We start from the raw sequence: 15,330 nt of genomic DNA, 5'->3' as shown, positions 1-15,330 counted from the left end.
AAGATTCAATGTTGTCGTTTCCGCTCGACTTGCATGTGTTAGGCCTGCCGCCAGCGTTCAATCTGAGCCATGATCAAACTCTTCAATTTAAGATTTTGTGACTCAACGAATACTGACTTCAAAACTACTATGTAATTTTAAAGCTATTACCATTCCAACAGAATGGTAATGAATTGACTGTGCCAAAATTAAGTAAACTTAATTTTGTATTGGTCACTCAGTTCATTGAAATCAAGTTTGTTACCGAAGTAACTGTTTTATCCAAAGGATAAAACGTTTTGATATTCATCAACGAGTGCCCACACAGATTGATAGGTTTAAATTGTTAAAGAGCGCTAGCGTTTTGTGATTCACATCTCAGTCGCTAGGGGTGCGTACTATACCTGCACCACTTAGAGAGTCAAGGGTTATTTTCAACTCCTTTTTCTCTACCGATTTCGCCGTGTGACTTTCGTCTCACTCCGTGTCGGTGAGGCGGCATTATAGAGAGATCGACATAGAGCACAAGGGCTTTTTTGAATAAAAGTTTTGTTCGCCTAAAAAGCCACCAGATCCGCATTTTTCGAATAAAAACTAAACATTTGAGACGTATCACAGCAATACATTGGCAAAATGGAAACCATGAACGTAAGATTCATGTATCTATTTTGTTAAGAGTAGATGCGTCTATTTCGTTTATTAATATGTAGTATTCCGATATGAACTCAAAAAAATCGATGTTGTTAATTGTCGCACTAGCTGTTCTAGGTGGCATTGTTTTCTCTCAGGTAGATATATCGCCTGCAATTACCTTTATCCTTGGTGTCTTGGCTTCCGCTTTTGTTGTTAACTTTTCAAGCACCGACTCAAAATCAGATTCAGAACCTAAGGCATCAACAAAAACACTTTATGTAGGTAACCTTCCATACAAAGCGAATGAATCACACGTACGTGAATTATTCTCAGAGTATGGTGAAGTATTTGCAGTACGCTTAATGAAAGACAAACGTACTGGAAAAAGAAGAGGCTTTGGATTTGTCGTAATGGCTAGCAATGATGTAAATCATGCTATTTCAGAACTTAACGATAAAGATTACATGCAACGAACTTTAAAAGTGCGAGTTGCAAATGATCCTAAACATCCAGAAACGGACGAAGCTGAACTGAGCTAAATCCTAACTGCTTTAACATGCTATTTAGTGCACTTTCTTTCTTAGGAAGTGCACTACAAAAAACCTCGCGCACTCCCCTTTCTTTATTACCACTTTCCAAATCCAATAAATCTTGAACTCGCTTCGCAATCGCTTTACCGGAATCAACCAATAAAACACTCTTACCTAAGACTTGTTGAATCTCTGATTTGATCAGTGGGAAATGTGTGCATCCTAAAACGGCCACATCAATTGTATTGATCATCGGTTGAAGGATTTGCTGTAACTCTTCAAGATTAATCGCCTCACCTCTGAGTTTATCTTCAGCCATATCCACCAGCCGAGTAGAACCTAAAAGCTCGACTCTTTTATTACTCGAGAAGTTTTTGATGAGCTCGTGTGTGTATTCACGAGTAATCGTTGCGGGAGTAGCAATGAGGCCCACAGCTTTATTGGCAAGTAGGGATGCCGGCTTGATTGCCGGAACAACGCCAACAATTGGAATTAGATTATTAGCACGGAGTGTAGGTAACACAATCGTACTTGCGGTATTACAGGCTATTACTACGATATCAATAGCGTGGCTAGCCACAAAGCTAGCGACGATACTTTGGACTCTGCGGACAAGAACTTGTTGATCGAGTTCACCGTATGGATAAGCCTCGTTATCGAATACATAAGTATAGTTATGATTCGGTAGTAACTGGCTTATCTCTTTATATACAGATAGACCACCCACCCCAGAATCAAAGACCAATATATTTTTTTGCAGACTATCCGACACAACGATTACCTATAATAAGTTTCGCTGCAATGATACTCCTTCGCTTAGTTTTCGCCAATCCTCACTCTATATAATGCAAGCTTGATAACGTTGATGAACAAAGCGCTCACCTTGCTCTACATTTCCTAGCTCTATCTTGAGCTTACCTTTAAAGCATGGCGCTGACGTCACTAAGGTGTGGAACTCACCATCTTCGCCACATGGATCGACATGACTCGGTAAGCTGCCTATTAGCTCAAGTGTGTATTCCTTCCCGCAATAGCTCATGTCTAATGCATCGCTATCGACCGTGACGAGAAAGGTTTCGATTCCTCTGTCTATTATTTCACTCGCAAGTGCCTGACTGCTCTCTCCCATGAGAGGGAACACACATTCCCAACCAGCGGGTTCTATATAGCTTCTTCGATAATCGGCAATGCCATTACAAAACATATCGCCAAATGCGACCGCATCAATTGATAAGCCTGAGCCTTTCAATGCTGAAACAATGGTACTTTGATAGATCTCGTTACTTGGAAACACTTCAGGAAGTTCAATCGTTACTAATGGTAAACCTACCAGCTTAGCTTGCATGGCAACCAAATCAATCGGAGTCACTTGGAAAGGGACCTCATCACCAACGTAAGTAGTATAGAGAGCAACAACTTCATATTCGGAGCTTTCAAGTAGACGCTCCAACGTTAATGTCGAGTCTTTACCTGACGACCAACTTATGACGACTTTCTTTTTCATTGATATACCCAATAAGAAAAAACCGCCCGGAGGCGGTTTAGGTGTAAATTAGAATTGGTAAGCTAGATTAGCAAAGTACCTGCGTTCAGGAGCGTTATATCCTAGCGTTGTTTGGTATTTCTCGTTAGTTAAGTTATCAACTCGACCACGAACCACTAGCTCAGGGGAGATCCAATACCCCACAGAAACATCCCACAAGCTCACTGATGGCAAAATATTATCTGGATCGGTTGTTTCTTTTGGATTACCCGCTCTATCACCCGTGTATGTATAAGTGAGGTTCAAATCAAAATCTTCATATGAAGCATCCATCAACCACTTATAGTTTTCATCAGCACGCTTCGCTAATTTGTTGCCCGCAGAGTCTTTATGATCTTTAAATTCAGCAACAACCGTGTGATGGATAAACCACGTGTCAAAATTACCTGTAATTTCTATGCCTTTAAGTTTTGCATCTACGTTTTGAGGATACCAAAATGGGCTACCTTCATACCAAATGATTAAGTTATCGACTTCATTATCGTATGCAGTCACATCCAGCTTGAATAAATCGAATTCACCGGTGTATCCAATTTCGCGATTTTCAGCTTCTTCAGGCTTCAGGTCTGAGTTTGTTGTCAGATCAGAATAGCTCGGAGCTTTAAATGATGTTCCTGCGGCAGCTCTTAACGAGTGTTTCTCAGTTAGGTAATAGCGAGTACCTAAAGACCAAGTCGTATGATTGTCGTATGTATCGTGTTTATCGTTACGCACACTACCTACGATTTGAACATCACCGAATCTAAGTTCAGAAGAAGCGTAAACACCCGTCGTATCGCGAGACTCGCCAGCTAGAGCATCAGGAGAACCATATGACAAAGCATCATCATCAAGCTTTTCTCTACGCCAATCTGCACCAGCACCAACAGAAACGTTCTCGTTAATGTAATACTGATTTAAGAACTGTAAGTTCGTTAGGTCTATTTTCTTCTTAGTACCTGCATTATCTTTACCCTGAGCTTGCGAATAGTCTAGGTTCTCGATCGCTTGTTGATTGGCCCTAAGAGTCGAGCTTAAGTTATCACCTTTATAATCAAGAGCAGCTGTAACACTCAGATTCTCAGAATAGCCATAGTTCTTACCACCAGAGTCATACTCAGTTAAACTATCGAACCAACGAACTGAAGCACTCCCTGAAAAGGCCTCATTAATAGGTTGAGAATACGATGCAAAAAGATTTTGGCTTTCATATCCATAATTAAGTCCAGTAGCAGGATCTTTGATATCGTAACCTTCAGTCTCATCAAAACCACCAGCGAGTTTTAATGTTCCGCCATTAGACAAATTACGAGTCGTCGAAAAGTTAGCTTCCTTTTGAGCGTCGCTACCAGCTCCAACGGAAATCATTGTCGATTCAGTTGAACTACCAGAGGCTGTAATAATATTAATTACACCCGCTACAGCATCAGAACCATAAAGAGCGCCGCCAGAACCACGAATCACTTCAACTCTCTCAATAATGCCTACTGGGATATGATTAAAATTAATACCGCCAGCAGCAGAGTCAATACGGACACCATCAACTAGAAACAAGACTTGATCACTGTTGTAGCCGCGCATAAAAACAGATGCGCTGTGTCCACGTCCGCCACTTTGAGAAACTTCAACACCAGGTACTCGTTTCAAAACATCCACTAGAGATTTAGCTTGGATTTCTTCTATTTCTTGTTTTGATACAACAGTCGTTGATGCAATAACCTCACTGAGAGGTTGCTCAAAACGGTTAGCCGTAACCACCATGGTTTCGTCAGCAGATGCTTCTTGGGCGTGTAAATTGGAGATAGGTGAAAGTAGCGATGCTACAGCAACCGCTAAAAGGGATTTGTTCATGTTGTGATCCTAAATCGCGTAAAGTCCTACCAAACCACATTGTATGGCTTAGCCGCTGGCAGGTATTCGGACTCAAGAGCACAACCTTTTGGTTTACCTCATATTCGACTTCCCACAAAACGCTATTTGCAGTGTCTATGAATATTCGTTCTCTTTTACCGCTGCGCGTCAGTTCTGGATTCACACCAGATTCCCTCTTCAGCCATCTATACATCCAAATGGCACCAGCTTGCGGGAGATAGTATTAATCTATGAATCATTTGTCTAGTCTAAGATAGTTATAAGCTATAGTTTTCATGGTCGATTTACACTGAATAGCTCTCAACACTGGACAAGCGTCTGTGATTGAATAAAATCTGCGCTCTTGATTTAAAAGCACGACAGCAAAAAGGCATAACAATGGCGAATTTAGATGTAAACCCGCAACGCTACCAAGAACAACTGACAGAAAAGACCGAACGTCTTACTGAAATGTTCTCACAATACAATGTGCCTGAGCTGGAAGTGTATGAATCACCAGAACAACACTACCGCATGCGTGCTGAGTTCCGCGTGTGGCATGAAGGTGACGATATGTATTACGTCATGTTCAATCAAGAAACCAAAGAAAAATATCGTGTAGACCAGTTCCCTGCTGCTAGCCGTCTTATCAACGACTTAATGCCTCTATTAACGAGTGCAATGAAAGAGAACCATTCTCTACGTCACAAGCTATTCCAAGTCGATTTTCTTTCTACATTAAGTGGTGAAATCTTAGTATCACTCCTTTACCACCGTCAATTAGGTGAGCAATGGATTCAAGATGCCAAAGCACTTAAACAGCAACTAAACGATGAGGGTTTTAACCTAAACCTTATTGGTCGTGCACGTAAGATGAAAATCGTACTGGATCGCGACTACGTCATTGAAAAGCTAGACGTGAATGGTGACAGCTACATCTACCAACAAGTAGAAAACAGCTTTACTCAGCCAAACGGCAAAGTAGCAGAAAAAATGCTGGAGTGGGCTGTCGACTGTACTCAAGACAGCAAAGGTGACTTACTAGAGCTTTACTGTGGTAACGGTAACTTTTCATTAGCGCTGGCACAAAACTTTGAGCGAGTATTGGCAACAGAACTAGCGAAACCATCAGTGGAATCTGCGCAATACAACATTGCAGCGAACGCTATTGAAAATGTTCAGATCATTCGTATGTCTGCAGAAGATTTTACTGTAGCAATGGAAGGTAAGCGTGAATTCCGCCGCCTGCAACAAGCAAACATCGATCTGAAGAGCTACAACTGCAACACTATCTTTGTTGATCCACCGCGTTCAGGTATGGATGTTGATACTTGTAAGATGGTGCAAGGCTACGAGCGTATCATGTACATCTCTTGTAACCCTGAGACATTGAAAGAGAACCTAGACATTCTAAGCGAAACACACGACATCACTCGTTTTGCTCTATTTGACCAGTTCCCTTATACGCACCACATGGAAGCCGGTGTATTCCTAGAGCGTAAAGCGTAAATATCGCTCTCTAGGTCGAAGCCAAAGCCAAACAACGGATACAAAAAACGAGCCAATTGGCTCGTTTTTTTTATTTGTAGATTGGTTTAAGCGGTTTTGCCGATAAAGCCTAGCTTCTTACCGACCCAAGCGAGCAGCAGCATCGCGACGATAATCGCAAAGAAGTTTGAACCTGCATCAGGGTGTTGTGCTTTCACAAAAGCCGAGTGACCAAATGCACCAACAAAGAAACAAGCTAAACCTACCAGCGGAATATCTTCAGATACTGGATTCGTTAGATATTCTTGGTAAAGCGCTTGTACAGCCAAAACTAAAGCAATAAGAGGGAAAATAGAGAAGCCCACTTCGCTCATTGTTACCCAAGATAACAATGCATCACCACACACACCTGCAACAACAGCAAGTACGAGTGTCTTTCTTTCAGAACCACGGTTTACAGTATTATTTTCATTCGACATTATTCAATCCCGCCTTTTAATCGGTTACGTTCACGTTCTTTACGATACCAAAAAGCCCCTTTGGCCATCATTCGCAATTGCATGATCAAGCGATCAGCCAATTCATCTCGCTGACGTCGATCTAAATCTAATGCTTCTGCCCCTGAGTTAAAGACCAATATGACGGAAGCTTCAGCTTGAGTAAAAGCTTCATCTCGTGTCATGCCAGTCGTTATAAGATATTCGGTTAACTCAGCAGAGAAGTGCTGTATCTCACGAGCTACCGCTGCACGAAACTCAAATGAAGTTCCTGAACGCTCTCGTAATAACAGTCTGAATACGTTTGGACTGCTTTCAATGAACTCCATAAAGGTTTCAACCGATGTGCGAATCACACTGCCTTCTTTTGCTATACGCTGCCGAGCTTGACGCATTAGTTGGCGTAGTAATAAGCCTCCTTCATCAACCATGGTTAAGCCAAGCTCATCCATATCTTTGAAGTGACGATAAAAGGAAGTCGGTGCTATTCCAGCCTCACGAGCGACTTCTCTCAAGCTTAGGTTGGAAAAACTACGATCGGCGCTAAGTTGGCTAAATGCTGCATCAATTAAGCTACGACGAGTTTTTTCTTTTTGCTGTGCGCGAATGCCCATTGGTTTCATACTTTATCAATTTCTTCTTTTACAGCCTAAACAGGCATGTCTAAACCTCGGTTTAATATAACGCGAATCACTTATTTATATAAGGCAATCTGGTTATATAAGACACTAAACACGCCTCTTTGTTCACGTACCGAAGTAAATACGTTCGAAGAAAAAATTTCAATATCCACACTGTCATTTGGAGACATACAACATACCAAATATTATTTTTTCGATAACACTGCGTGATCCCACCGACTCTCTGATGCCCTTTTCATGTACCCAAGAACAGAATCAGTTAAAATCTCGCTAAAGCAATGTTAATCAAATATAACAAGGAAGATATCTATGCCGCACTCCAACCACTTTGATGTAATCGTAATTGGTAGTGGCCCCGGAGGAGAAGGGGCAGCGATGGGATTAACCAAAGCCGGGTTGAACGTTGCAATCATTGAAAAAGAGAGCAGTGTTGGTGGTGGTTGTACACACTGGGGAACCATTCCTTCAAAAGCACTTCGCCATGCCGTAAGTCGTATCATTGAATTCAACAGTAATCCGCTGTTTTGTCAGAACAACAAAAGCATTCACTCGACCTTCTCCAATATTTTGGGGCATGCTAAATCAGTCATCGACAAACAGACTCGATTGCGTCAAGGCTTCTACGACCGTAACCAGTGCACATTGGTATTTGGTACGGCGCGTTTTATCGATACTAACACTATCTCAGTCATGCAGAGCGATGGTACTGAAGAACATTACAGCGCAGACAAATTTGTTATCGCAACAGGTTCTCGCCCTTATCAACCAGACAACGTCGACTTTCTGCATGAACGTATCTACGACAGCGACTCGATTCTTTCTCTTAAACACGATCCTCAACACATCATCATCTATGGTGCTGGCGTTATTGGTTGTGAATACGCTTCAATCTTCCGGGGTTTAGGCGTGAAAACCGATCTTATTAATACTCGAGATCGCCTGCTGTCATTCTTAGACAATGAAACCTCGGATGCTCTGTCTTATCACTTCTGGAACAGCGGCGTTGTTATTCGTAACGATGAGACCTTTGAGAAAATTGAAGGCACTGATGACGGTGTAATCATTCACCTAGAGTCAGGTAAGAAAATGCGTGCTGACTGTCTACTGTATGCCAATGGCCGAACAGGTAACACAGACAAGCTGAATCTTGGTGCCGTTGGCTTAGAAGCGGACTCTCGAGGACAAGTCTCAGTCAACAGCAACTACCAAACCAGTGTTGAACATGTTTACGCTGTCGGTGATGTGATTGGTTATCCTAGCCTAGCAAGTGCTGCTTATGATCAAGGTCGATTCGTGGCCCAAGCCGTGGTGAAAGGTGAAGCAGAACGACACCTTATCGAAGATATCCCAACAGGTATCTACACCATTCCTGAGATCAGCTCTGTCGGAAAAACAGAACAAGAGCTTACCGCGGCTAAAGTACCTTATGAAGTGGGACGATCTTCATTCAAGCACTTAGCTCGTGCTCAAATCGCAGGTAAAGATATTGGTAGCTTGAAGATACTTTTCCATCGTGAAACTAAAGAGATTTTAGGTATCCACGTGTTTGGTGAGCGTGCTGCTGAGATCATCCACATCGGTCAGGCGATCATGGAACAGAAAGGTGAAGCAAATACCATCGAGTACTTTGTGAATACGACCTTCAACTATCCAACAATGGCCGAAGCTTATCGCGTCGCAGCGCTTAACGGACTTAACCGTTTATTCTAAACAAAGAACCAAAAGGACTATTTGACCACCTGTAGGCCAAATACATAAACAGCAAGCCATGAGCTTGCTGTTTTTATTTAAACTACTGAATTATATAGCCATGTTAGCATTTAGATCATGATGTTCTAAATACCTTTTTACCTGCACAGCTTCTATTTATCGATCCCTGAACTAATCTATCTAAGGCTATCTAAGCTAAGCGAGAAACTCTCCTTTCTTCCACTGAGAAACAAATAAAATACCAAGACCAACCCCACGCATCGCCATAAAGCTCAGCATCGCTAGCCACAGCGCGTGGTTCTCTAAACCTGATGCTAAGTAAAAAATCGCAAAAAAACTGCAGGTGGCCACAAACATACTGTTACGCATATCTTTGCCTTTGGTCGCGCCCACGAAAATACCGTCTAGCAAGAAGCACCACATAGAAACGAGCGGCATTGCAATCAACCATGGCAGATACACCTCAGCCTGACTCTTAACTTCTGGGATTGTGGTGATCATGTTAATCAAGCTAGACCCCGCAATCGCGAACACAATGGTGAGCACCAAGCAAATGTTGAAGCTCCAAAAGAAGGTACCAATCAACGACTGATTTAACTCATCTTTATCTTTCGCACCAATAGCCTTACCCACCATAGCTTCCATTGCGTAGGCAAAGCCATCCATCCCATAAGAGATAATCATCAGAAAACTCATCAACACTGCATTGGCTGCTACCACATCATCACCAAAACTTGCCCCTTGGAAGGTCATAAAAGTGAAAGTCGCTTGCAGACACAGCGAACGCAGAAAGATATCGCGATTCAGTTTTACGAAACGACTCAAACCTTGACTGGTTTTCTTAAGCAGATCCCATGGCGATGGTAACTGCTTCTTTGCCCAGATTCGGCAAACACAAACCAAGCCAAACGTTAGGCCGGCATAATCAGCGATCACCGACGCCAGCGCCGCGCCTTCAACTTGCCAACCTAGGCCAAGAACAAACACGATATCCAAAACGATATTGGTGATATTGGTAATAATCACCATCCACATTGGCGCTTTAGCATTTTGGGTTCCGAGCAACCAACCTAAAATGACAAAATTAGTCAGCGCAGCAGGCGCACTCCATGCTCGTATTGAGAAATACTGTTGACCATAATGTTTAACTTGATCACTAGCACTACTCAGAGAGAAAACCGTATCCGCAACAAAACTGTGTAAAAGTAAGAAGACACCAGCAAATCCTAAAGCCATAGTCACGCCTTGCACGAAGACCAAGCCGAGCTGCTTGCTATCATTCGCACCGTAAGATTGCGCGGCTAATCCCGTCGTCGACATTCGTAGGAAACCAAGTAACCAAAAAGTCACACTGATCATCGTGCCACCTAACGCCACACCACCTAAATACCAAGAATGCTCAAGATGACCAATAACCGCAGCATCGACTAAGCCGAGTAGAGGAACCGTAATATTGGAAAGAACCATAGGGATCGCAAGTAATAGCACTTTTTTGTGCATCGCCTGATTAGATAAGGTTTGAAAAATAGTTTGGGGGTTGAATAACTTCACGATCACCTCTTCGATTAGAGGCGATAGTTTAACCTAGTGAGTATGCTTTCACTATGCTGCTCGCTTTTACTTATGTCGCGCGTTTGCTGAACTACCTATTTGATAGAGTAAGTAATCTTGCATTACCATTTCACGAGCACCAATTGTGGAGTTAGACGTTTTTTTAACTGAGAAATCTTACACAGTAATCGCTGCCACAATTTCCAACGATTGCATTGCTGTTCTAATGGTGAAAATGACTTAACCCATTGCGCCCAAGGTAGCCAATTAAGAACACTGTCTATCGGAGAAGATAAGCCATGTGCATATTTTCCAGAACCGAGCTTTTGTCCCAGAGCGCTAGAGCTTTTATCTCCAGCTAACACTAAACACGCATGTGCGTGGGTAAAGTAACGACTAAGCGACTGAATAAAATGTGCCGTCTGTTGTTCATTGCAGTCAAGCAAAGCATGTTCACACACCACCATCACCGAGGCTTGCTCTGGAATGTTGAGTTCATCCAACCAAGTAAGATCATCAACGGAACCACACTCTAAACGATAGCGTTCATTTTTGTGGAACAGGCGTTGTCGCCAAACTAGATTCTCGGTTACATCCAGTTCAACCCAATGACAGCGACCATTATCTAAGCGGTAGAAACGGGTATCGAGACCGGCCCCAACATTGATAATCCACGCGTCTGGGTTATGAGATAGAAACCGTTGAACTTGAGAGTCACAAAGTTGAGTCAATGTGGCATAGAGAAGTTGTTGTTGGTCGAGTTCGCCAGTAAGACATTCTGGTGCCAATTGGCAACGCTTACAGGCTTGTGCTGCAATAGGGTCATAAACTAGACCGTCATCGGCAAGGCTTTCACGACTGCGAAACCAAAGGTGTTGAACGAGATTGGTCGGAACTTGGAATTCTTGATGTGCAGACCCTCGATAAGAAGAAGCCTTTTGATCAGAGGAGCGCGGCTTACGAATAAGCGGCTTTATTTGAGGTTTGGTTGGGTTTGGCATCATCATCTTCCTTGTATCTCGACAAAGAAGATGATAATGAATATCAATTACAATAACAAGTTATTGAGAATAAATATCAATAAGCGGTTTGTACTGACTACATCCAATCGGTATTTCGAATAATACCAACCGCAAGTCCTTCGATAGACAAGTGTTGAGATTCTAGATCAACATGAATAGGAGAAAAGTCTTCATTTTCAGCATGTAACAGAACCGTTGAACCTTTTCGTTCTAGACGTTTTACTGTTACATCATCGTCGACACGAGCTACAACTACCTGACCATCACGTACATCTTGTGTTTTATGAACAGCCAGTAAATCACCATCCATAATACCGATATCTTTCATACTTTCGCCATTTACACGAAGTAAGAAGTCAGCTTGTGGTTTAAACATACCTGGGTCAACTTGGTAATGCATTTCTACATGCTCTTGAGCCAGAATAGGCTCACCAGCGGCAACCTGACCGATTAATGGTAAACCTTGCTCTTCATTCGCTGCATCTTCAAGCAAAATACGAATACCACGAGACGCACCCGGGATAATCTCAATCGCTTCTTTACGAGCAAGAGCTTTTAAATGTTCTTCTGCAGCGTTAGCAGAACGGAAGCCTAATTCACGCGCAATTTCTGCACGTGTCGGTGGCATACCGAAATCTTCGATCTTACCTTTGATAAGGTCAAAAACTTGTTGTTGGCGGGGCGTTAACGGCTTCATGATTCACCTGTCTTTTTATACAGTTGACTGTGAGTATATCCAGTAACTGGACAAAAGCAAAGCAATTGGTTGTTTTTAGTTCATTTTTAACTAATTACAAAAATAAGATCTCTAACCACACATAACCCGCTAGCGCTAAACAGATGAAAACCGCTGCCGATCCGACATCTTTCGCCATCCCTGATAGCTCATGATGTTCACTACCAATTCGGTCAACGACCGCTTCAATCGCGGTATTTATCAACTCGACAACGAGCACTAATACAACAGCTGAGATCATTAAGATCCGCTCAACCTGGCTTACGTCTAGGTAAAACGCTAATGGGATAAGCACTGCTGCCATAAACACTTCTTGTCGAAATGCGGCCTCGTTTTTAAACGAACTCGTAATACCTTGCCATGAAAAGCCTGCCGCTTTCACGATACGTTTGAATCCGGTGTTTGATTTTTTAGCCATTTTTAACCCTATACTCAATCAGTTGATGAATGATTTTCCACAAACTTAACGGCAATATGACTATTTCCATTAAAAGGTTAGACCAGTTTCTGGTATTCTTGCATCGATTAAATTTACGCCTAGGCTTATCCCTATTTCACTCATAGGTTTTATCCTTTTCATCATAGAAATAGAGATACGCTTAAGCACATTGAAATAACTATTGAGGCAGTGAACCTATATGTCTTCTGGACAATCTTTTTCACGTTCATTAATGAAGCTACCTTTATCCATTTTGGTAAAAGGCACATCAATCCCTTCGAACCCTGTTGAGGATTTGAACATTGATTTAGGCAAACCGATTGTATACGCCTTACCGTTTCGCTCAAGTGTCGACCTTCTGACACTACAAAAGCATGCGTTGGAATTAGGTTTACCCGATCCTTTAAGCAAACTTGAAATAAGTGGCAAATCACTGCAACGCTACGTTTTTATCTCTTCTCGCAAAACACTGCTTCAAGACGATGATTATGTACCAAGCTCTTCTATTGAGGTCTTCTCGGAGCTGCTTTCATTGCATGCTGAAGACTCTGAGCTCGATGTTCAAGTTATCCCTGCTACTGTGTTGTGGGGACGTAAACCTGGTAAAGAGAATAACCAAAAACCTTACCTACAAGCAATGAACGGCTTAGAAAAGTCAAAAGCAGTATTGCTAGCAGGTCGTGACTGTTTAGTTCGCTTTAGCCCTGTGGTTTCTTTACGTTACATGGCCAACTCACACGGTACCGACAGCACCATCGCACACAAACTGGCACGCGTGGCACGTATTCACTTCTCACGCCAAAAGCTAGCTGCATCAGGGCCTAACCTACCAAGTCGCCAAGCTCTTTTTGACCGCCTACTAAAATCTGAAGCGATTAAGAAAGCGATTGAAGACGAAGCACAAGCAAAGAACATCTCTATCGAGAAAGCGAGCAAAGAAGCTCAAGACATCATGGACGAGATTGCTGCGAACTTCTCTTACTCGCTAATCAAGCGTGGTGAGAAGATTCTTGGTTGGCTATGGAATAAATTGTATCAAGGCCTGCATATTAGCAACGCTTCAACAGTTCGCAAGCTGGCTCAAGATGGTCATGAGATCGTTTATGTGCCTTGTCACCGAAGCCACATGGATTACTTACTGCTTTCTTATGTGCTGTATCACGAAGGTATGGTTCCTCCACATATCGCTGCGGGTATCAACCTGAACTTCTTCCCTGCCGGTCCTATTTTCCGTCATGGCGGTGCGTTCTTTATTCGTCGTAGTTTCAAAGGCAACAAGCTGTACTCGACTATTTTCCGTGAATACCTAGCAGAACTGTTCGCTAAAGGTTACTCAGTAGAATACTTCAGTGAAGGTGGTCGCTCTCGTACCGGTCGTCTGCTGCAAGCCAAAACCGGCATGCTAGCGATGACCATTCAAGCGATGCTACGCGGTATGAACCGCCCGGTTACTTTGGTTCCGGTTTACATCGGCTACGAGCATGTGATGGAAGTGGCAACTTACGCGAAAGAACTTCGTGGTAAACGCAAAGAGAAAGAGAACGCGAGCCTTGTAATTCGTACTCTGCGTAAACTGCGTAACTTTGGCAAAGGTTATGTGAACTTCGGTGAGCCTATTCAGCTGAACCAATACCTGAACGAGCACGCACCAGAGTGGACCAAAGACATCGACCCAATGGGAACCAGCAAGCCACAATGGATGAATCCAGTGGTTAATGACCTGGCAACCAAAATGATGACGCACATTAACGATGCCGCGGCGACTAACGCACTGACTCTTTGTGCAACGGCACTATTGGCTTCAAGACAGCGTGCATTGTCCCGTGACTCTTTGGTTTCTCAGATCAACTGTTACCTGTCTCTGCTTAAGAACGTACCTTACTCTGATACATTTACGGTACCAAAAGACAGCGCTGAAGATCTGGTAAAACACGCTGAATCACTGAACAAGTTCCTAATTGAATCAGACTCAATGGGTGACATCATCTCGCTAGACCGTCACCAGTCGATTCTGATGACTTACTACCGTAATAACATCATTCATTTGTTTGCTCTACCATCGTTAATCGCTCAAATGACCATTCGTCAGCGCGGTTTATCGATTGAAGCCATTCAAAAGAATGTTGCAGCAATTTACCCGTTCTTGAAGAAAGAGCTGTTCTTAAGCTACGACGAATCACAGCTTGAAGGCGTAGTCGCAAACATTATTGATGAACTAGTAAGCCAAGGCATGATTGTGGTGTCTGACAATGAAGTGACGATCAACCAATCGAACAGCCAAGCTCTTATGCTGTTAGGTCGTACGATTTCAGAGACGCTACAGCGCTACTCTATTGCTCTAAATTTGTTGGCAGAGAATCCTGAACTGGATAAGTCTGACCTTGAGCAGAAGAGCCAAGACATCGCACAGCGCCTTGGTCGACTGCATGGTATCAATGCTCCAGAGTTCTTCGACAAAGGCGTATTTGCCTCGATGTTCGCAACGTTGAAGCAGCAACAATATCTAGATAACGACGGTAACTGTGATTTAGAGAAAACTCAGCAATTTGCTAAGCTTCTTCACTCGATGCTTTACCCTGAAGTTCGCCTGACGATTCAAGAGAGCATTCACCAAGCAGAGTAGTCTCTTTTCAATACTTAGCTTCAATACTTAGTTGTAATAGCTAGATTGAGCACGATCAGAAAAGGCACCCAATGGGTGCCTTTTTATTTGGCTTTTTCTTGAGCGAAA

The 15,330-nt window shown here is 42.8% G+C and carries 13 protein-coding genes, 1 rRNA gene and 1 riboswitch; of the genes, 4 read left to right on the top strand and 10 right to left on the bottom strand.

The window, feature by feature from the left end:
* Positions 1–89 (bottom strand): 16S ribosomal RNA (locus AACW75_RS14610); the annotation flags it as partial.
* A 609-nt stretch (positions 90–698) separates the two neighbouring features.
* Between AACW75_RS14610 and AACW75_RS14605 the strand changes: the two genes are divergently transcribed.
* Positions 699–1,151 (top strand): RNA recognition motif domain-containing protein, encoded by a 453-nt coding sequence (locus tag AACW75_RS14605; protein WP_004736687.1) that lies wholly within the window; start codon positions 699–701, stop codon positions 1,149–1,151.
* Here AACW75_RS14605 and murI read toward each other — a convergent pair.
* Genes murI through AACW75_RS14590 form a run of 3 tightly spaced genes read right to left on the bottom strand, consistent with a single transcriptional unit; the run spans position 1,114 to position 4,515 of the window.
* Complete coding sequence (gene murI, locus AACW75_RS14600; protein WP_029222711.1) at positions 1,114–1,920, bottom strand: glutamate racemase; 807 nt, start codon at positions 1,918–1,920, stop codon at positions 1,114–1,116. The genes AACW75_RS14605 and murI overlap by 38 nt on opposite strands.
* A 60-nt stretch (positions 1,921–1,980) precedes the next feature.
* Positions 1,981–2,646 carry an adenine nucleotide alpha hydrolase gene (locus tag AACW75_RS14595; RefSeq protein WP_145572099.1) on the bottom strand — a complete coding sequence of 222 codons (666 nt, stop codon included), beginning with the start codon at positions 2,644–2,646 and terminating at the stop codon, positions 1,981–1,983.
* 48 nt (positions 2,647–2,694) lie between these two features.
* Positions 2,695–4,515 carry a TonB-dependent receptor domain-containing protein gene (locus AACW75_RS14590; RefSeq protein ID WP_145572101.1) on the bottom strand — a complete coding sequence of 607 codons (1,821 nt, stop codon included), beginning with the start codon at positions 4,513–4,515 and terminating at the stop codon, positions 2,695–2,697.
* Positions 4,516–4,555: 40 nt separating this feature from the next.
* A riboswitch (cobalamin riboswitch) is annotated at positions 4,556–4,759 on the bottom strand.
* A gap of 155 nt (positions 4,760–4,914) precedes the next feature.
* Here AACW75_RS14590 and trmA point away from each other — a divergent pair.
* Positions 4,915–6,024, top strand: a complete 1,110-nt coding sequence (gene trmA, locus AACW75_RS14585; RefSeq protein WP_017075923.1) for a tRNA (uridine(54)-C5)-methyltransferase TrmA — start codon at positions 4,915–4,917, stop codon at positions 6,022–6,024.
* Positions 6,025–6,110: 86 nt separating this feature from the next.
* Here the strand turns inward: trmA and AACW75_RS14580 are convergent, their stop codons facing one another.
* Positions 6,111–6,482: a YijD family membrane protein gene (locus AACW75_RS14580; RefSeq protein ID WP_004736696.1), complete on the bottom strand. Its 372-nt coding sequence runs from the start codon at positions 6,480–6,482 to the stop codon at positions 6,111–6,113.
* Positions 6,482–7,123, bottom strand: coding sequence for an HTH-type transcriptional repressor FabR (gene fabR, locus AACW75_RS14575; RefSeq protein ID WP_017075925.1), 642 nt, complete (start codon positions 7,121–7,123; stop codon positions 6,482–6,484). The genes AACW75_RS14580 and fabR overlap by 1 nt, the downstream gene beginning before the upstream one ends.
* A 327-nt stretch (positions 7,124–7,450) precedes the next feature.
* On the opposite strand from fabR, the gene sthA reads away from it, so the two are divergent.
* The gene (gene sthA / locus AACW75_RS14570) at positions 7,451–8,851 is read left to right on the top strand and encodes a Si-specific NAD(P)(+) transhydrogenase (protein ID WP_004736699.1); all 1,401 of its coding nucleotides are present in this window, start codon (positions 7,451–7,453) and stop codon (positions 8,849–8,851) included.
* A 195-nt stretch (positions 8,852–9,046) separates the two neighbouring features.
* Here the strand turns inward: sthA and dinF are convergent, their stop codons facing one another.
* From dinF to AACW75_RS14550, 4 genes are all read right to left on the bottom strand, one after another.
* The gene (dinF, locus tag AACW75_RS14565; protein WP_186437226.1) at positions 9,047–10,402 is read right to left on the bottom strand and encodes an MATE family efflux transporter DinF; all 1,356 of its coding nucleotides are present in this window, start codon (positions 10,400–10,402) and stop codon (positions 9,047–9,049) included.
* 122 nt (positions 10,403–10,524) lie between these two features.
* The gene (locus AACW75_RS14560; protein WP_145572103.1) at positions 10,525–11,403 is read right to left on the bottom strand and encodes a class I SAM-dependent methyltransferase; all 879 of its coding nucleotides are present in this window, start codon (positions 11,401–11,403) and stop codon (positions 10,525–10,527) included.
* 97 nt (positions 11,404–11,500) lie between these two features.
* Complete coding sequence (gene lexA, locus AACW75_RS14555; RefSeq protein ID WP_017075928.1) at positions 11,501–12,121, bottom strand: transcriptional repressor LexA; 621 nt, start codon at positions 12,119–12,121, stop codon at positions 11,501–11,503.
* A gap of 94 nt (positions 12,122–12,215) precedes the next feature.
* Positions 12,216–12,578, bottom strand: a complete 363-nt coding sequence (locus tag AACW75_RS14550; RefSeq protein WP_102551204.1) for a diacylglycerol kinase — start codon at positions 12,576–12,578, stop codon at positions 12,216–12,218.
* Between the two features lie 220 nt (positions 12,579–12,798).
* On the opposite strand from AACW75_RS14550, the gene plsB reads away from it, so the two are divergent.
* A complete protein-coding gene (gene plsB / locus AACW75_RS14545; protein ID WP_017075930.1) occupies positions 12,799–15,222 on the top strand; it encodes a glycerol-3-phosphate 1-O-acyltransferase PlsB in 2,424 nt (807 codons plus the stop codon).
* Positions 15,223–15,330 lie beyond the last annotated feature (108 nt).

The sequence above is a fragment of the Vibrio sp. L3-7 genome, assembly GCF_963898195.1.
Classification (GTDB): domain Bacteria; phylum Pseudomonadota; class Gammaproteobacteria; order Enterobacterales; family Vibrionaceae; genus Vibrio; species Vibrio echinoideorum.
The sequence above is the reverse complement of the archived record's forward strand: the minus strand, read 5'-3'. Positions and strand labels throughout refer to the sequence as shown.